At 65.7% G+C, this 18,341-nt stretch carries 15 protein-coding genes and 1 pseudogene; 7 read left to right on the top strand and 9 right to left on the bottom strand.

What is annotated here, in order from left to right:
• Positions 1 to 17: 17 nt before the first annotated feature.
• From tpiA to F624_RS0127365, 5 genes are all read right to left on the bottom strand, one after another.
• Entirely contained in the window at positions 18 to 767 is a 750-nt protein-coding gene (gene tpiA / locus F624_RS0127345; protein WP_019577578.1) for a triose-phosphate isomerase, read from the bottom strand.
• A gap of 4 nt (positions 768 to 771) precedes the next feature.
• Positions 772 to 1,758: an NAD(P)H-quinone oxidoreductase gene (locus F624_RS0127350; protein ID WP_019577579.1), complete on the bottom strand. Its 987-nt coding sequence runs from the start codon at positions 1,756 to 1,758 to the stop codon at positions 772 to 774.
• A gap of 60 nt (positions 1,759 to 1,818) precedes the next feature.
• Positions 1,819 to 3,957, bottom strand: coding sequence for a polyribonucleotide nucleotidyltransferase (gene pnp, locus F624_RS0127355; RefSeq protein WP_051107532.1), 2,139 nt, complete (start codon positions 3,955 to 3,957; stop codon positions 1,819 to 1,821).
• 234 nt (positions 3,958 to 4,191) lie between these two features.
• Positions 4,192 to 4,458, bottom strand: a complete 267-nt coding sequence (rpsO, locus tag F624_RS0127360) for a 30S ribosomal protein S15 (protein WP_019577581.1) — start codon at positions 4,456 to 4,458, stop codon at positions 4,192 to 4,194.
• Between the two features lie 83 nt (positions 4,459 to 4,541).
• Positions 4,542 to 5,711, bottom strand: coding sequence for a pyridoxal phosphate-dependent aminotransferase (locus F624_RS0127365; RefSeq protein WP_019577582.1), 1,170 nt, complete (start codon positions 5,709 to 5,711; stop codon positions 4,542 to 4,544).
• Positions 5,712 to 5,807: 96 nt separating this feature from the next.
• Here F624_RS0127365 and F624_RS0127370 point away from each other — a divergent pair, with 96 nt between their 5' ends.
• On the top strand, positions 5,808 to 6,047 hold the full coding sequence (locus tag F624_RS0127370) for a hypothetical protein (protein WP_019577583.1): 240 nt from the start codon (positions 5,808 to 5,810) through the stop codon (positions 6,045 to 6,047).
• Positions 6,048 to 6,056: 9 nt separating this feature from the next.
• Here F624_RS0127370 and F624_RS0127375 read toward each other — a convergent pair whose 3' ends face one another.
• Complete coding sequence (locus F624_RS0127375) at positions 6,057 to 7,346, bottom strand: branched-chain amino acid ABC transporter substrate-binding protein (RefSeq protein WP_031256469.1); 1,290 nt, start codon at positions 7,344 to 7,346, stop codon at positions 6,057 to 6,059.
• Positions 7,347 to 7,438: 92 nt separating this feature from the next.
• On the opposite strand from F624_RS0127375, the gene F624_RS0127380 reads away from it, so the two are divergent.
• Positions 7,439 to 7,834 carry an Hsp20/alpha crystallin family protein gene (locus tag F624_RS0127380; RefSeq protein ID WP_019577585.1) on the top strand — a complete coding sequence of 132 codons (396 nt, stop codon included), beginning with the start codon at positions 7,439 to 7,441 and terminating at the stop codon, positions 7,832 to 7,834.
• A gap of 284 nt (positions 7,835 to 8,118) precedes the next feature.
• Here F624_RS0127380 and F624_RS0127385 read toward each other — a convergent pair whose 3' ends face one another.
• Positions 8,119 to 8,781, bottom strand: coding sequence for a helix-turn-helix domain-containing protein (locus tag F624_RS0127385; protein WP_019577586.1), 663 nt, complete (start codon positions 8,779 to 8,781; stop codon positions 8,119 to 8,121).
• Positions 8,782 to 8,886: 105 nt separating this feature from the next.
• Positions 8,887 to 9,978: a tRNA (adenosine(37)-N6)-threonylcarbamoyltransferase complex transferase subunit TsaD gene (gene tsaD / locus F624_RS0127390; protein ID WP_051107539.1), complete on the bottom strand. Its 1,092-nt coding sequence runs from the start codon at positions 9,976 to 9,978 to the stop codon at positions 8,887 to 8,889.
• A gap of 448 nt (positions 9,979 to 10,426) precedes the next feature.
• Between tsaD and F624_RS0127395 the strand changes: the two genes are divergently transcribed.
• The 4 genes from F624_RS0127395 (at position 10,427) to F624_RS0127410 (ending at position 14,981) form a co-directional block, all read left to right on the top strand.
• On the top strand, positions 10,427 to 11,671 hold the full coding sequence (locus F624_RS0127395) for a CmpA/NrtA family ABC transporter substrate-binding protein (protein ID WP_019577588.1): 1,245 nt from the start codon (positions 10,427 to 10,429) through the stop codon (positions 11,669 to 11,671).
• 38 nt (positions 11,672 to 11,709) lie between these two features.
• Positions 11,710 to 12,633, top strand: coding sequence for a nitrate ABC transporter permease (gene ntrB, locus F624_RS0127400; RefSeq protein ID WP_019577589.1), 924 nt, complete (start codon positions 11,710 to 11,712; stop codon positions 12,631 to 12,633).
• Between the two features lie 31 nt (positions 12,634 to 12,664).
• Positions 12,665 to 13,471, top strand: a complete 807-nt coding sequence (locus F624_RS0127405) for an ABC transporter ATP-binding protein (protein ID WP_019577590.1) — start codon at positions 12,665 to 12,667, stop codon at positions 13,469 to 13,471.
• A gap of 298 nt (positions 13,472 to 13,769) precedes the next feature.
• On the top strand, positions 13,770 to 14,981 hold the full coding sequence (locus F624_RS0127410) for an MFS transporter (RefSeq protein WP_019577591.1): 1,212 nt from the start codon (positions 13,770 to 13,772) through the stop codon (positions 14,979 to 14,981).
• A 45-nt stretch (positions 14,982 to 15,026) separates the two neighbouring features.
• Here the strand turns inward: F624_RS0127410 and F624_RS0127415 are convergent, their stop codons facing one another.
• Positions 15,027 to 16,772 (bottom strand): bifunctional protein-serine/threonine kinase/phosphatase, encoded by a 1,746-nt coding sequence (locus tag F624_RS0127415; RefSeq protein WP_019577592.1) that lies wholly within the window; start codon positions 16,770 to 16,772, stop codon positions 15,027 to 15,029.
• 328 nt (positions 16,773 to 17,100) lie between these two features.
• Here F624_RS0127415 and F624_RS0127420 point away from each other — a divergent pair.
• A pseudogene (locus F624_RS0127420) lies at positions 17,101 to 18,309 on the top strand (NAD(P)/FAD-dependent oxidoreductase); the annotation flags it as partial.
• Positions 18,310 to 18,341: the final 32 nt, after the last annotated feature.

Below are 18,341 nucleotides of genomic sequence, written 5' to 3' on the forward strand. Positions count from 1 at the left end.
AAACTCCAGATAAAAAATCAAACAGCCAACGCAGACGCGGCGGCCACAATGGTCAGGAAATCAGGTGCCTTCAATGAGGCCCCGCCGATCAGGCCGCCGTCAATGTCCGGCTGAGCCAGCAATTCAGCCGCATTGGCCGCATTCATGCTGCCGCCGTACAGCAGCTTGACGCGGTCAGCACTTGGCGTAGCCGCCTGCAGCTGAGCACGCAACACCGCGTGCACAGCCTGCGCCTGCTCGGGCGATGCGGTGCGGCCCGTGCCGATGGCCCACACCGGCTCATAGGCCACCACGATCTCGCTGATGCAATGGCCGTTGAGGTGGATCACGGCCGCCAACTGGCGCTTGACCACCAACTCAGTCTCACCCGCTTCACGCTGCGCCAGCGTCTCACCGACACAGACAATCGGCACCAGGCCCGCGGCCAGCGCGCGTTGCGCCTTGCGCGCGACCAACTCGTCGGTCTCGCCGTGGTACTGGCGTCGCTCAGAGTGCCCCACGATCACGTAGTGCACACCCAGATCACGCAGCATGCCCGCAGACACCTCGCCGGTGTAGGCGCCCGACTCGTGGGCCGACAGGTCTTGCGCCCCCAGAGCCACAGCACCGCGCAACGCGGCCACCTGCGACAGGTAGGGCGCCGGCACGCACACGGCCACTTCAGCGGCTGCATCAGCCACACCGGCCGCCACAGCGCGCACCAGGGCATCGTTGGCAGCCAGGCTGCCATTCATTTTCCAGTTGCCGGCAATCAGCTTCTTTTTCATGAATTCACCAGGTCAAAACAATTTTTCCGACATGCTGACCAGACTCCATCAGCGCATGCGCCTGGGCAGCCTGTTCAGCAGGGAAGGTAGCAAAAATGATGGGCGCAATCTCACGGCGCGCCAGCACAGGCCAGACCTGCTCACGCAAAGAGCGGGCAATGGCCGCCTTGAACGCCACAGGACGGGGGCGCAGGGTCGAGCCCGTGATGGTCAGGCGCTTGCGCAGCACCATGCCCGCATTGAACTCGGCTTTCACACCGCCTTGCACGGCAATGATCACAATCCGACCATCCTCCGCCAGGCACTCGACCTCGCGGGCCACATAGGCCCCGGCCACCATGTCCAGCACCACATCCACACCGCGGCCATTCGTGAGTTCCTTGCAGACCTGCACGAAATCCTGGGTCTTGTAGTTGATCGCATGGTCGGCGCCCAGCTTCAGGCAGGCCGCGCATTTGTCATCACTGCCCGCCGTCACGATGACGCGGGCCCCACGGGCCTTGGCCAACTGGATGGCCGTGACGCCAATGCCGCTGGCACCCCCCTGGATCAACAGGGTTTCACCCGCCTGCAAGCGGCCACGATCGAAGACATTGCTCCAGACGGTGAAGAAGGTCTCGGGCAACGAGGCTGCCTCGACAGCCGTCCAGCCCTGAGGCACCGGCAGGCACTGGGCCACAGGCGCCACGCACAACTCGGCGTAACCCCCACCAGCCACCAGCGCACACACCGCATCACCGACCTGAAAACCCGCTTCGGCCATGGCCACCGGATCACCGGAAACCACCACCCCTGCCACTTCCAGCCCGGGAATATCCGAGGCGCCTGGCGGCACCGGGTAGTTGCCGGTGCGCTGCAGCACATCAGGACGGTTGATCCCGCTGGCCGCAACGCGGATCAGCAGCTCGCCCTCACCCGCAACCGGCTCGGGGCGCTCTGCAGGCTGCAACACCTCCGGAGCGCCGTAGGTGGTGATTTCAATGGCTTTCATGAGACCTCTCACCGAAGACCACCCGCCAGCCCAGCCGGCGGACAGCCCTCGCAACCGGGATTACTGTTGCTGTTGTTGCTGCTGGGGAGCAGCTTCACCATGCGCAGGGCGATCGGCCAATGCCTTCATGGACAGCTTGACGCGGCCCTTGTCGTCGGTTTCGAGCACCTTGACGCGCACGATCTGGCCTTCGGACAGGAAGTCGGTGACCTTTTCAACGCGCTGGTGCGCAATCTGGCTGATGTGCAGCAGACCGTCCTTGCCAGGCAGCAGGTTGATCAGAGCGCCGAAGTCCAGGATCTTGGTGACCGGGCCTTCGTAGATCTTGCCGATCTCGACCTCAGCCGTGATCTGCTCGATGCGACGCTTGGCTTCGTCAGCCTTGGCGCCGTCGGTGGCGGCGATGGTGATGGTGCCATCTTCCTCGATGTTGATCTGGGTGCCGGTTTCTTCGGTCAGCGCACGGATGGTGGCGCCGCCCTTGCCGATCACGTCACGGATCTTCTCGGGGTTGATCTTCATGGTGAAGAGCTTGGGAGCGAAGTTCGACACTTCGGTCTTGGCCTCGCCCATCGCTTCTTGCATCTTGCCCAGGATGTGCAGGCGGGCTTCCTTGGCTTGCGCCAGGGCCACTTGCATGATTTCCTTGGTGATGCCCTGGATCTTGATGTCCATCTGCAAGGCGGTGATGCCGTTGGTGGTACCGGCCACCTTGAAGTCCATGTCACCCAGGTGATCTTCATCGCCCAGGATGTCGGTCAGCACGGCGAAACGGTTGGCGTCCTTGATCAGACCCATGGCAATGCCGGCCACGTGGGCCTTCATCGGCACACCGGCGTCCATCAGCGACAGGCAGCCGCCGCAGACCGAAGCCATCGACGACGAGCCGTTCGACTCGGTGATTTCAGACACGACACGCATGGTGTACGGGAACTCTTCCTTGGTCGGCAGAACCGCCATCAGAGCACGCTTGGCCAGACGGCCGTGGCCGATTTCGCGGCGCTTGGTGCTGCCCATGCGGCCCACTTCGCCGGTGGCAAAGGGAGGCATGTTGTAGTGCAGCATGAAGCGGTCTTCGTATTCGCCAGCCAGGGCGTCGATGCGCTGGGCATCGCGCTCGGTGCCCAGCGTGGCCACGACCAGCGCCTGGGTTTCGCCACGCGTGAACAGGGCCGAGCCGTGGGTGCGGGGCAGCACCGAGTTGCGGATCTCGATCGGGCGCACCGTGCGGGTGTCGCGGCCGTCGATGCGGGGCTCACCCGCCAGGATCTGGCCGCGCACGATGCGGGCTTCGATCTCGAACAGCAGGCCTTCGACCTTGACGCTGTCGAACTCCACGCCTTCGGCCTTCAGGCCGGCCATCACGGCAGCGTAGGCTTCGCGGCAGGCCTGGGTGCGGGCTTGCTTGTTGCGGATCTGATAGGCCGCGCGCAGGGCTTCTTCAGCCAGCGTGTTGACCTTGGCGATCAGGGGTTCGTCCTTGGCCGGGGCTTCCCATTGCCAGACCGGCTTGCCGGCTTCGCGCACCAGCTCATGGATGGCGTTGATGGCGATGTTACCTTGCTCATGACCGAACACCACGGCGCCTAGCATGATGTCTTCGGACAGTTGTTGCGCTTCGGATTCGACCATCAGCACGGCCGCCTCGGTACCGGCCACCACCAGATCCAGCTGACTGCTCTTGCGCTGGGTCTGACCCGGGTTCAGCACGTATTCGCCGTTGATGTAACCCACGCGGGCGGCACCGATCGGGCCGTTGAACGGGATGCCCGACACGGCCAGAGCGGCCGAGGTGCCGATCATGGCGGCGATGTCGGCGTCCACTTCGGGGTTCAGCGACACGGTGTGGATCACCACGTGCACTTCATTGAAGAAACCTTCGGGGAACAGCGGGCGGATCGGGCGATCGATCAGGCGGCTGGTCAGGGTTTCGAGTTCGCTGGGCTTGGCTTCGCGCTTGAAGAAGCTGCCCGGGATCTTGCCGGCGGCGTAGGCCTTCTCGATGTAATCCACGGTCAGGGGGAAGAAGTCCTGACCCGGCTTGGCGCCCTTGGAAGCCACCACGGTGGCCAGCACCACGGTGTCATCGATGTTCACCAGCACGGCGCCGGTGGCCTGACGGGCGATTTCACCGGTTTCCAGGGTGACGGTGTGCTGACCCCACTGGAAGGTCTTGGTGACTTTGTTGAAAATGCTCATGTTCAGCTCCTGCTGCTTGACCGGCCGCGAGGCCAGCCTCATCTCCACCCAGCCCGGGTGGCAAGGGACAGTTGAAAACCCGGAACACGATGCCATTCCAGAAGACCCGGCGAGCCCGAGGGCCGACCCTTTTGGAATGACACAGCGCGCATCCCTGCTTTCAGCTGTGGAAAAACAAAAAACAAACGCCTGAGCTAGTGAACTAACTCAGGCGTCCAGCATTCGTTGCTCGAATTACTTGCGCAGACCCAGCTTGGCGATCAGTGCGGTGTAACGATCAGCGTCCTTGCCCTTCAGGTAGTCGAGCAGCTTGCGACGGCGGCTCACCATGCGCAGCAGACCACGGCGACCGTGGTGATCCTTGGCATGGGTCTTGAAGTGAGGGGTCAGTTCGTTGATGCGGGCGGTCAGGATGGCGACCTGAACTTCCGGGCTACCCGTGTCGTTGGCGCTGCGTGCATTGGCCTTGACAACTTCGGCCTTGATTTCGGATGCGATCATTTTTGTTCCTTTGAATATTTGACTTGCGCTGACTGCCGGAAATGCGGCCAGCGTGCTGCCTTGCAAAACGCAAAGCCTCGAAATTATAGCCCGAGCCAACGCTTGAGGCGCAGCACCCCTTCGTCCAGGCGATTCAGATCACGCGAGGCGAAGCACCAGCGCAGCCAGCCATCAGCCTCCGGGGCAAAGGCGCTGCCCGGCGCCAGCCCCAGCCCGGCCTCTGCCACCAGGCGCTTGGCCACCGCCAGCGAATCGTCATGCCCCTGCAGCCGGAAAAAGGCATACATGCCGCCCGAGGCCGAGGCCACCTGCACCCCCGGCAGCGCCTGGAGTTGTGGCACCAGGCGATCCCGGCAGGCTTTCAGGTGTGCCACCACCCGCGGGGTGATGCTGCCGCCCTCACGCAAGGCGGCCAGGCCGGCGCGCTGGGTGAACACCGAGGCGCACGAGGTGTTGAACTCGATCAGCTTGCCCATGGAGGCCAGCATCGACGGCGGCATGACCAGCCAGCCCAGGCGCCAGCCCGTCATCAGAAAGCTCTTGGAGAAGCTGTGCGCCACCACCAGGCGATCCTCGGGCTCCGCCAGGTCGAGGAAGCTGGGCGCACAGCCCTTGGCCGAGGGCTCGTAATAAAGCCGCTCATACACCTCGTCGGCCAGGATCCAGGTGCCGGTGCGGCGGCAATGCGCCAGGATCTGCGACTGCTCTTCGGCACTCAGCGTCCAGCCTGTGGGGTTGTTGGGCGCGTTCACGATCAGCAGCCGGGTGGCCGGCGTGATGGCGGCCAGCAACTCTGGCAGGTCCAGGCGCCAGCCCCCCTGATCGACCCCTTGCGCCACCGGCTTGAGCGACACCCTCTTCACCACGCCGCCCATGATGGCGGGCTGGGCCAGCAGATTGGGCCAGACCGGGGTCACGGCCACCACCTCGTCGCCGGGCTCCACCAGGGCCTGAATGGCCAGCATCAAGGCATTCACCCCGCCCGAGGTGACCGCAATGCGCTCCGGCCCCACCGGCCGGTGCAGGCTGCTGGTGTAGTCGGCCAGGGCCTGGCGCAGTTCGGGCAGGCCCAGGTTGTGGGCGTAAAAGGTCTCCCCCTGAGCAATCGAATCGATGGCCGCCTGGCGCACCGCTTCAGGCGTGACTTCGTCACTCTCGCCAAACCAGAAGGCCAACACATCGGCCCGGCCCATGCCGGCATTGGCCACTTCGCGGATTTTCGATTCTTCAAGCTGGAGGATGGCGGGTCGCATTCGGGGGTCCTGTAGTTGCACGGCGCAACGCGATTGAACAAGAGTCGCATGGTAGCGGAGCCACCCGGCCCCGCGCACCTTCAACCGGAGCCTCTCATGCCCACCGCCCTCACCCGCCGCCAAGCCCTGTTCGGGCTTGGCGCCCTGCTCAGCGCCACGGCGCCGTTGGCCTTCGCCGCATCAGGCGCCAAATCCAAAAGCAAAAAAAGCCAGGGACGCAGCAAACCAGCTGCGCCCTCGGGCACCGAGGAAAGCCGCGCCGACCGGGATCGCCGCCTCAGCCGCGAATGCCAAGGCCGCGCCAATGCCGGCGCCTGCCTGGGCTACGCCCAGTGAACCACCCCCTCAGGGGCGCTGCATGCGGCAGGTGGTCGGCATCTCGGCCTTGCTGGCCGGAATCTGGCGGATCACCTTGAAGCCATAGCCCGAGCCTTCGACGTCAAATCGAACCCCCGGCTGGCCTTGCTTTTCCATCACCCCGACCACCAGGCCTTGCTGGAACTGGTGATCGCTGGCCCGCACCGTGCCCGACTGGCCGTGCAAGGACACGCTGCTGCCTTCCAGCTTCGCCGCCACGGCGGCCGCCTCGGTCGAACCGGCCTTTTCGATGGCCTGGGCCAGGGCCTCGATCATCAACTGCATGCGCATGTGCACATAGTCATCGGCAGGCTTGGGAAAGCGCTGGCGGAAAGCCTGGTAGAAGGCCTCGCTCTGGGCCCCCGGCACATTGGGCAGCCAGTCGGCCACCGCCACCACCCGGCCCAGGCCGGCGTCACCGATGGCTGCCGGTGCGCCCAGCGCGTTGCCGTAGTAGGTGAAAAAGCGCCCTTCATAACCCACCTCGCGCGCCGCCTTGATCAACAGCGTCAGGTCATTGCCCCAATTGCCGGTGATCACAGCCTGCGCGCCGCTGGCCTTGATCTTGACCGCGTACGGGGCAAAGTCCTTCACCCGGCCCAGGGGATGCAGCTCCTCGCCCGCCACCTGCACATCCGGGCGTTGCTCACCCAGTTGGCGACGCGCCTCCTTGAGCACAGCCTGGCCAAAACTGTAGTCCTGACCGATCAGGTAGACGCTCTTGACCGCGCGATCCTCCCGGATCACCTCCATCAAGGCCGCCATGCGCATGTCGGCATGGGCATCGAAACGGAAGTGCCAATAGCTGCATCGCTCATTGGTCAGCGCCGGGTCGACCGCCGAGTAATTCAGGAACAGCACCCGGCGGGCCGGATCGCGCTCGTTGTGCTTGTTGATGGCATCCAGCAGCACCGCCGCGGTGGCCGAGGAATTGCCCTGCAACACCACCCGGGCGCCATCGTCGATGGCCGAGCGCAGGGCCGACAAGGCCTCTTCGTTCTGGCCCTTGCTGTCGTAACGGTCCAGCTGCAGTGGACGAGCTCCACCTGTGGCCGCGGGCAGACGCACCCCACCCCGGGCATTGACACGCTCCACCGCCCAAAGGATGTTGCGATAGACCGCTTCGCCGGCATTGGCAAACGGGCCGCTCAGCCCTTCGATCAGCGCCACCCGGATCGGACCGGAGGCGCTGGCAGCCTGCGCCGACGCCCACGGCAAAGCCGCAGCAGATAACGCCGACAAAGCCCTTTTCAAGAGGGACCTGCGCAGATATTCCATGAAGAAAAATCCTTGAAAAAAAGCCGCCGGATCGCACCTGTGATCCAAGCGGCACTCAGTTCGAGAGCCGCGCAGTGTAAAGGACTTGCACCATGATCTTCGCCCCCGTGATTCGCTCCTCCGCCCACCTCAACGGCCTGCGCGCCATGGACCGTGGCCTCGAAAGATTCCTGGCCCAGACCCTGCACCAACAAGCCCAGCGCCAACAGGCCAGCACCCAGTCGCTCGAAGAAACCGAGCAGGGCTACCAGCTCCAGCTCGATGTGCCCGGCCTGAGCCGCGAGCAACTCCAGGTGGACATCGAAGGCCGCGTGGTGCGCATCGAAAGCACGGCCGAAGCGGCTCGTCGCTACCGCTGGGCCTTCGAGCTGCCGAACGAACTCGATGCGGCCTCCAGCTCAGCCCAATTGCTCAATGGGGTCCTCACACTGCAGCTCGGCAAGAAGGCACCGCCCCAGCCTCAAGGCACCCGAATCAACATCAGTTGACCGGGTCAACACCCCAGCAAACACAAGGCCCGTCAAGGGCCTTTTTTCTGCCGCTCGTCCCCGCACACAACAGACCACAGCCAGCGTTGAGGTCTGTCAATTTAATCGCTTGCAGCAGTACACGCATACGGCTCAATCACCCTTGGTATTTCAAGCACTTCGGTAGCAGGAATCACCGTTGGCACTTGTGAAGCGACCGAACACCGCGTGAAAAATGAAAAACCCCGCAGACCGAGAGGTGCTGCGGGGCAAAAGCCGGCCTGAGCCGGCCAGGGAGGAAAAGATCAGGCGACGGTGGCAGACCGGGCTTCTGGCGCCGCCGACGGGCTGGCATCCACCTCGTGCAGCAACCCACCCAGAAGCTTGGGCAGGTCCGTGACCAGGTTGGGCTTGTAGACCAGCGGAATGTCACGCAGCGCAAAGGCGTAGGGGCGGCGCTGCTCTTCGTCGAGCGAGGTGACCACCACCAATTGGCTCCGATTCAGCTCCGGGTGGGCGCGCAGGCTGGTCAGCAGCGTGGCCCCGTCGATGCCCGGCAGCAAGAGGTCCAGCAACAGCACATCAGGCTGCAACTGCCCATACATGGCCAGGCCCACGATGCCATCGTCGGCCAAATGCAGCGACACCTCGGGAAAGTGCTGCTGCATCATCAGCGACACCAGATTCTGGTAGTGGGCCGAGTCCTCGATGAACAGCACCCGACGCGGGTTGGCCGGGCTGCCCCGTTGGCTGCCTCGGCGGCCGGCGCGACGGTTGGCCAGCCAGCGGTCCACCGAGACCCTGGAGATCCGTCGGTGCCCACCGGGCGTTTTCCAGGCTTCCAGCTCGCCGCGGTCCACCATCATCTGGACCGAGCGCACTGCCATGCCCAATTCACGAGCCACCTCGATCGTGGTGCAGTGCTCACCAGACGGAGGAACGGAGGAAAAGTTGTTTTCGGAGCTCATGAATCAATTCTACCGAATTTGCCGAATAAATTGTCAAGTTCAACAAAGTGATAGTTGAAAAAATTAGTTTTTCAAGACCCGCTAGCACACTGGGCCCCTGCCGGCTCAGGTGTCGATGGCATCCAGCGGCCAGCGCGGGCGCACATCAAAGCTGTAGTCCCGCCCCGCCTGAGCGCGACCGGACTGCAGGCGCATGGCGGCGGCCATGGCGATCATGGCGCCGTTGTCGGTGCACAGGTGCAGCTCGGGGTAGTGCACACGCACCCGGGCCACCAGACAGGCGGCATTCAGCCGCTGGCGCAGCTCGCGGTTGGCCCCCACACCGCCCGCCACCACCAGACGGCGCAAGCCGGTCTGGCGCAAGGCCGCCATCGACTTCTTCAACAGCACTTCGACAATCGCGGCCTGGGTGCTGGCCGCGAGATCGGGCTTGCGCGACTCCAGCGCATCGCCCAGCTTGCGGGCCTGGGTCAGCACCGCGGTTTTCAGCCCGGCAAACGAGAAGTCCAGATCGCCGCTGTGCAGCAAAGGCCTGGGCAGTTTGAAGGCGGCGGGGTCACCCGTCTCGGCCAGGCGCGACAAGGCCGGCCCACCCGGGTAGCCCAGGCCCATGAGCTTGGCCGATTTGTCAAAGGCCTCGCCGGCAGCGTCGTCGATGGTCTCGCCCAGAATCTGGTACTCACCCACCGCGTCCACCCGCATCAGCTGGGTGTGCCCGCCCGACACCAGCAAGGCCACAAAGGGGAACTCTGGCGGATCGGCGCTGAGAAACGGCGACAGCAGGTGGCCCTCCAGGTGATGCACGCCCAGCACCGGCCGGCCCAGGGCCGCCCCGAGCGCACAAGCCACGCCCGAGCCCACCAGCAAGGCCCCGGCCAAGCCGGGCCCGCGCGTGTAGGCCACCACATCCACCTCGGCCAGGCTGCGCCCTGCGGCCGCCAGCACTTGGGTTGCCAGCGGCAACACGCGTCGAATGTGGTCCCGGCTGGCCAGTTCTGGTACCACCCCGCCGTAAGCCTGGTGCATCTCGATCTGGCTGTGCAGGGCATGCGCTTCCAGGCGCGGCACCCCTTGCCCACTGGCATGCACCAGGGCCACCCCCGTCTCATCACAGGAAGACTCGATGCCCAGCACCAGGCCGGGTGCCCGGCCTGGGGTGTCATCAGCAAAAGAGGGGGTGGAAGCGGTCACGGACATGGGCAGACGGTTCATCATCGGTGCCGAAGTGTAGGCCCTGACGGCCTCGCCTGATCGACAGGCCGCCCATGCCCCCACCCCTGCAGGGCCACCGAAGGCGCATCGGCGGCGGGGTGATTGGTGCATTGCACAAAAGCAGTGCAGCGCCCCCGCCCCAAGGCCTGCCCTGCGCACCAAGCCCGAACCGCGCGCACCGGCATGCGTCACAGCCAGCCCCGCCAGCCCCAGTCTAGCCAGCCATCCTGGCCATTTTTGCCTGGCACGCCCTTTGCTTAACTGGTGCATGACCCCAACGGGTCAAACAACATGTCAGACCCAAAGGCGGGCCTGGCGCGTTGCCAGGACAAAGGCGTCCCCACCACGGCAGGCCCATCGGGCTCAGTCGTTGCGTGAGGACGCCTTTTTTGCTTTGTACGTTCCGAATGACTTCAGCTTCAAGGAGTAGCCCATGACCGACCTGTTGAACACCCGCCTGAGCCGGCGCACCGTGCTGCAAACCGCTGCCGTGGCTGCGACGGGCCTGTCCCCGGCCCTGCGCTCGGTCGTCTATGCGGGCGGCTCCGACAAGCCCGAGAAGGAAGAGGTGAAGATCGGCTTCATCCCCCTCACCGACTGCGCCAGCGTGGTCATGGCCTCGGTGCTGGGCTTCGACAAGAAGTACGGGGTGAAGATCATCCCCAGCAAGGAAGCCAGCTGGGCCGGCGTGCGCGACAAGCTGGTCAACGGCGAACTGGACTTTGCCCACGTGCTCTACGGCCTGGTCTACGGCGTGCACCTGGGCCTGGGCGGCCCCAAGAAGGACATGGCCGTGCTGATGACCCTGAACAACAACGGCCAGGCGATCACGCTGTCCAAGAAGCTGGCCGACAAGGGCGCCGTCGACGCGGCCAGCCTGGCCAAGCTGATGGCCAGCGACAAGCGCGAATACACCTTTGCCCAGACCTTCCCCACCGGCACCCATGCGATGTGGCTGTACTACTGGCTGGCCTCGGCCGGCATCAACCCGCTGCAGGACGCCAAGGTCATCACCGTGCCGCCGCCCCAGATGGTGGCCAACATGCGCGTGGGCAACATGGACGGCTTCTGCGTGGGTGAGCCCTGGGGCCACCGCGCCATCATGGACGGCATCGGCATCACCGGCGTCACCACCCAGGACATCTGGAAAGACCACCCCGAGAAGGTGCTGGGCACCACCGCCGAATTCACCAAGAAGTACCCCAACACCTCGCGCGCCGTGATGATGGCCATCCTCGAGGCCAGCCAGTGGATCGATGCCAGCCTGCAGAACAAGCTGAAGATGGCCGAGACCATCGCCGACAAGTCTTACGTCAACACCGGTGTGGACGCCATCAACCAGCGCATCCTGGGCCGCTACCAGAACGGCCTGGGCAAGACCTGGGACGACCCCAACCACATGAAGTTCTTCAACGACGGCGCCGTCAACTTCCCCTACCTGTCCGACGGCATGTGGTTCCTGACCCAGCACAAGCGCTGGGGCCTGCTCAAGGAGCACCCCGATTACCTGGCCGTGGCCAAGCAGATCAACCAGATCGACCTCTACAAGCAGGCCGCCGGGGCCCTGAAGATCAACGTGCCCAAAGACCCCATGCGCACCAGCAAGCTGATCGATGGCGTGGTCTGGGATGGCAAGGACCCCAAGAAATACGCCGAATCCTTCAAGGTTCACGCCTGATCCGCCACTGAGCCCCACCCCCCCATCAGGAGCCCGCCATGGTCAGTGCCGTCTTTCACAACCCCGTCGAACTACCCGCCACCCCCCAGGTGCCCGCGCCCAAGCCTGCTGCCTCGATCGCCCCAGCCCCCATGACAAAAGCCGCCCCCGCCGCCCCGCGCCCTGCCCGCCTGCCGTTTGACTGGCGCGCCTTCTGGCTGCGCGTGCTGCCCCCGGTTTTCGGGCTGGGCCTGATGCTGGGCCTGTGGGCCATCGTGTCGATCACCACCGCCAGCGCCATCCCGTCGCCGGCCGATACCTTCAAGCAGGCCCTGGAGGTGTTCAGCGACCCCTTCTACAGCAAGGGCCCCAACGACCAGGGCGTGGGCTGGAACGTGCTGTTCTCGCTCAAGCGCGTGGCCATGGGCTTCGGCCTGGCCGCCCTGGTGGGCATCCCGGCCGGCTTTCTGATCGGGCGCTTTGAATTCCTCTCGCGCATGTTCAACCCCTTGATCAGCCTGCTGCGCCCGGTGTCGCCACTGGCCTGGCTGCCCATCGGCCTGCTGGTCTTCAAGGGCGCCAACCCGGCCGCCATCTGGACCATCTTCATCTGCTCGATCTGGCCCATGATCATCAACACCGCCGTGGGCGTGCAGCGCGTGCCCCAGGACTACATGAACGTGGCCCGCGTGCTCAAGCTGTCCGAGTGGAAGATCTTCACCAAGATCCTTTTTCCCTCGGTGCTGCCCTACATGCTCACCGGCGTGCGCCTGGCCGTGGGCACCGCCTGGCTGGTGATCGTGGCGGCCGAGATGCTGACCGGCGGCGTGGGCATCGGCTTCTGGGTCTGGGACGAGTGGAACAACCTCAACGTCAAGAACATCATCATCGCCATCTTCGTGATCGGCGGCGTGGGCCTGCTGCTGGAGTACGCCCTGATCCGCATCGCCACGGCCTTCACCTTCGAAGAAGTCAAGAGCTGAACCACCCCACCCCCTCATCAAGGACCACGCCATGAACAGCGCCAAGTACATCGAGATCCAGGGTGTCGAACAGACCTTCCGCACCGCCAAGGGGGCCTTCCCCGCCCTGCGGGACATCCACCTCACCATCGCCAAGGGCGAGTTCGTGGCCCTCATCGGCCACAGCGGCTGCGGCAAGTCGACCCTGCTGAACCTGATCGCCGGGCTGACCTCGCCCACCCAGGGCGCCATGCTGTGCGCCAACCGCGAGATCAAGGGCCCAGGCCCCGAGCGGGCGGTGGTGTTCCAGAACCACTCCCTGCTGCCCTGGCTCACCTGCCACGAGAACATCCACCTGGCGGTGGAGCGCGTCTTCGGCCAGCGCGAAAGCAAGGCCCAACTCAAGGCCCGCACCGAGGCGGCCCTGGCCCTGGTCGGGCTGACCGCCGCCGCACAAAAGCGCCCAGGCGAAATCTCGGGCGGCATGAAGCAGCGCGTGGGCATTGCCCGGGCCCTGTCGATGGAGCCCCAGGTGCTGCTGATGGACGAACCCTTTGGCGCGCTCGACGCCCTCACCCGCGCCAAGCTGCAGGATGAGTTGCTGGAGATCGTGGCCCAGACCCAGGCCACGGTGGTCATGGTGACCCACGATGTGGACGAGGCCGTGCTGCTGTCCGACAAGATCGTGATGATGACCAACGGCCCGGCCGCCACCATCGGCGAGGTGCTGAGCGTCGACCTGCCCCGCCCCCGCTCGCGCGTCGCCCTGGCCGAAAGCACCCAGTACCTGGGCTACCGCAAGGCCGTGATCGACTTCCTGTACACCCGCCAGGCCCACGTCGAAAAGACCGCCGCCTGAGCCCCCCCCCCCCCCCCCCCCCCCCCCAACCGCCCCTCCCGGCCCTGCGCCGTCGAGGGGCGTTTTTCTTCGTCCGGGCCGCCCGCGCACCAAACCCGTGCCAGAACCCCTTGTTTTGGCGGCATGGAGTTTGCTTGCCCTGGGTATCGGCCCTCAGGGGCCGTTGGGGCCCCAGGTGTGACGATGCACCCGGCCCCTCAGGACACAGGCGTCTCCACAGCGGGCTTCTCACCAGAAGCAGGCTGGTGCGGACGCCTTTTTTGTTTTCCGGAACGCCTGCGGGCCCGCAAAGACACCCATGTTCAACTTCCGAGACTTCCACCGCTCAGGTCACAGCCCCACGCTCTGGTCCGCCTTTTTGTACTTCGGCTTCTCGTTTGCCATCTGGTCCATCAACGGCGCCATGGCCCCCTTCATCACCGAGGCGCTGCAGCTCAGCCCCACCCAAAAGGGGCTGATGCTGTCCATCCCGATCTTTGCCGGGGCCTTCATGCGCTTTCCGCTGGGCCTGATGGCGCAGTACATCGGGCGCAAGAACGCCACCCTGGTCGAGATGGGCGGCATCAGCCTCAGCATGGCCTATGGCTACTTCTTTGTGCAGACCTTCAATGACCTGCTGGCCATGGGCGTGCTGCTGGGGGTGGCCGGTGCCAGCTTCGGCGTGGCCATGTCGCTGGGCTCGGGCTCGTTCCCGCCCCGCTACAAGGGCCTGGCCATGGGCATCGTGGGCGCCGGCAATGTGGGCACGGCCTTCGCGGCCTTGCTGGCCCCGGTGCTGGCCCAGAACTTCGGCTGGCAGACGGTGTATGGCATCGCGGCCCTCAGCGTGGCCATCCCGGCCGCCGTGATGGTGGTCTTTGCCAAAGAGCCGGCCGACCTGTCGCCCCACACCACGCTGCGCGAGCACCTGTCGTGCCTGTACGAGAAAGACGGCTGGGCCTTCAGCCTGATCTATGCCGTCACCTTCGGCGGCTTCGTGGGCCTGTCGGCCTTTCTGCCCAGCTATTTCTACGAACAATTCGGGGTCAGCAAGGTTCAGGCTGGCCAGCTCACCATGCTCGCTGCCTTCCTGAGCGCAGCACTGCGGGTCATGGGGGGCTGGCTGTCTGATCTCTGGGGGGGCGTGAACACGCTCACCGGCGTGCTGGTCGTCACCGCCGCCTGCCTGCTGCTGTGCGGCTTCGCGCAAGGCTCGCTACCGGTCACGGTGCTGCTGTTTCTGGTCTGCTTCTCGGCCCTGGGCGCGGGCAATGGCGCACTGTTCCAGCTGGTGCCCCTGCGCTGGCCGCTGACCACCGCCGTGGCGGGCTCGATGATCGGTGAACTCGGTGCGCTGGGGGGTGGCCTGGTGCCCAACCTGATGGGCATCTCCAAGCAATACACCGGCTCCTACCTGCTGGGCTTTGCCTGCTTTGCGGCCTGCGCCGTGGGGGTGCTGCTGCTGTTGCGTGTGATGCAGATCCGCTGGACCCGCACCTGGGCTGAAAAAGGCGGGCGCGCCCGCCACTGAAATCGGTCCCTGCGGCGCCCCGACTGACTGGCTTGTGCAGCCCAGTCAGCGCGGCAGGTACAGCAGGCAGTAGACCAGCGCCGCGTTGAACAACGCACTCACCACCAGGGCGATCTTCCAGACCGCCGCCGGGTCGCGCTGGATCAAGGGCGTGGCCACCGGCGCGCTCAAGGGGCGCGAGGCGCCGCGCTCCAGCGCCAGCAGCATTTCCTCGGCGGTCTCGAAGCGCTGGGCACGCTGCCGCGCCACCGCCTTCAGGGCCACGTGGTCCAGCCAGATGGGCACCTGCGGGTTGTGCCGACTCGGCGGCTGCGGGTCGCGGTGGTAGCGACCGCTCTGGTAAGGCAACACCTCGCCATAAGGCAAGCGACCCAGGCTGAGCAACTGGTACAGCGTCACGCCCAGGGCATACAGGTCGCTGCCGGCATCAGGCAACTGAGCCTTGTGGCCCGCCTGGCCATGCCCATCCCATTGCTCGGGGTTCATGTAGGTGGGCGTGCCGGCATGCAGTTCGCGCGTGGCGGCTGGCTCACGCCCGCTCAGGGCCACGCCCAGGTCCAGCAGGCGCAGCACGCCGTCTTCACCCAGGTGCAGGTTGTCGGGCTTCACATCGCGGTGCACCACCCCTTGCCGGTGCAACACGGCCAGCGTGCGCAAGGCCTGGGTGACCAGGTTCAGCACCTGGGGCAGCGGCAGCGCCGGCTGACGCTGCAGCAAGGCCCCCAGGGTCTCACCGTCGTACCAGTCGTACAGCAGGTAGAAGCCGCTGGCCGTGCCAGCCGCCTGCGGCGGCCAGTCATTGAGCCGGGCCAGATGCCCCGCCGCGCTGCCGCCCTGCATGCGGCGCGCCACCCAGGCCTCGTGGGCCAGGGTCTGGCGCTCCTCGGGGTCGTGCGCGCGCTGGGGGTGCAGCGACTTCAGGGCGTAGCGCCGCTGCGTCAGCGGATCACGCACCTGGTAGAGGCGGTGGATGCCGCTGTCGGCCACCAGCGCCAGCACTTCCAAGCCATCCACCGTGTCGCCCACCTTCAGCAAGGGCAGCACGGGCTGCTGCAGGGCGTGGCGGGCCTCGTCCTGCAGCGTGCCTTCAAGCGCTCCCTGCACCCGCACCACGGCGGCCGTCAGGTTGTCGCCACTGCCGCTGCGCAGGGCCGCCTTGACCAGGGCTTCGCTCAGGGCCTGGGGCGCCAGCCCCTGCGCCAGCAGGCCCAGGATGTCGCGCCCTGGCAGGCTGCCATGCACCCCGTCGGACAGCAGCACAAAGGTGTCGCCACTTTGCAGATCGCCCTGGCTGTAGTCGACCAGCAAGCGCTCATCCAGCCCCACGGCCCGGGTCAGCTGGTGGGCCAAGTCGGTGTGCGGCATCACATGGTCGACCGTCAGTTGCTGCATCTCGCCGTCGCGCACCAGGTAGGCCCGGGTGTCCCCCACATGGGCCACCGTGTAGGTCTGCCCGCGCAGCACCAGGGCGGTGAGCGTGGTCAGCCCCAACGCCGGCTGCCGTCGCCGGTTGATGCCTGCCAGCCAGGCGTTCTGGGCGCTGATGACGCGGTCCAGGGCCACCGTGGTGTCCCAGGTCTCGGGGGTGCCGAAGTAGTCGCGCACCAGCGTCGTCACCGTGGTCTGGGCCGCCTCACGGCCAAAGCCCCCGGTGCTCACCCCATCGGCGATCGCGGCAATCGCACCACGGCCACGCTCGTGGCCCTGGCCGACGGCCAGGGCGGCGAAATCCTCGTTCTCGGACTTGCGCCCAGGCAGCGAGACAAAACCAAATTCGAGATCAAAGCTCATGCATCAGCCAAAGCAGATTCCATGCCCGAAGCTGGTGCACCCGCGCGACACACCTTGTCCGCAGGCGTGACGCACCGCACCAATTTCGGGCGCCGCCAGAAACTTCAGCGCCAGCGCGGCCCCCACAGGCTGGCACAGCCATTGCTTGAAACCCTCAACGGCCCCCGGGCCGCCGGAAGGATCCCGTGCAATGGCGCACCGGATCCCTCCGGGACGAAGGCGTCCCCACATGCTGAATCGAGTCATCGAGCCAGCATCGTGTGGACGCCTTTTTTGTTTTCCGGACCGACTGGCACGCCAGAGCGGCCCCAAGCGACGGAGCATGACGATGAAAAAACTCAAGCTGGTGATGGTCGGCAATGGCATGGCCGGGGTGCGCACCATCGAAGAACTGCTGAAGGTCGATCCCTCGCTGTACGAGATCACCATCTTCGGCGCCGAGCCGCACCCCAACTACAACCGCATCATGCTGTCGCCCGTGCTGGCCGGCGAGCAGACGCTGGAGGACATCGTCCTCAACCCCTACGACTGGTACCACGACCACGGCATCACCCTGCACAGCGGCAAGACAGTGGTGCAGATCGACCGCACCCGCCGCGTGGTGCGGGCCGAAGACGGCACCGAGGCGGCCTACGACCGGCTGCTGCTGTGCACGGGCTCCACCCCCTTCATGCTGCCGGTTCCGGGCAAGGACCTCCAGGGGGTGATTGCCTACCGCGACATCCACGACACCAACACCATGATCGAAACCGCCGCCAAACACCGCCATGCCGTGGTCATCGGCGGCGGCCTGCTGGGGCTGGAGGCCGCCAACGGCCTGATGCTGCGCGGCATGAGCGTGACAGTGGTGCACGTGAACGCCTGGCTGATGGAACGCCAGCTCGACGATGTGGCAGCCCGGCTGCTGCAGCACTCGCTGGAAGAGCGCGGCCTGCAGTTCCGCCTGGGGGCGCAGACCCAGGCGCTGGTGGGTGGCGAAGACGGACGTGTCAAGGCCGTGCGCTTCAAGGACGGCACCGAGGTGCCTGCCGACCTGGTGGTGATGGCCGTGGGTGTGCGCCCCAACACCGAGCTGGCCGAGCAGGCCGGCCTGCTGGTGAACCGGGGCATCGTGGTCAACGACACCTTGCAGACCGTGACCGACCCGCGCATCTGGTCGGTGGGCGAGTGCGCCACCCACCGCGGCACCGCCTACGGCCTGGTGGCCCCGCTGTTCGAGCAGGCCCAGGTGGCCGCCAACCACCTGGCCGAGTTCGGCATCGCGCGCTACCTGGGCTCGCACACGTCGACCAAGCTCAAGGTCACCGGCATCGACCTGTTCTCAGCCGGCAACTTCATGGGCGGCGAAGGCACCGAGGAGATCGTGCTGAGCGACCCCCGTGCCGGGGTCTACAAGAAGCTGGTCATCCAGGACGACAAGCTGATCGGGGCCTGCCTGTACGGCGACACGGTGGACGGCAGCTGGTACTTCAAGCTGCTGCGCGAGCGCTGCAGCGTGGCCGACTTCCGCGACCAGCTGATGTTCGGCGAATCCAGTCGCCAGTCCAGCGCGCTCAAGGCCTGAGGCAC

This window comes from Curvibacter lanceolatus ATCC 14669 (genome assembly GCF_000381265.1).
Taxonomy (GTDB): Bacteria; Pseudomonadota; Gammaproteobacteria; order Burkholderiales; family Burkholderiaceae_C; genus Curvibacter; species Curvibacter lanceolatus.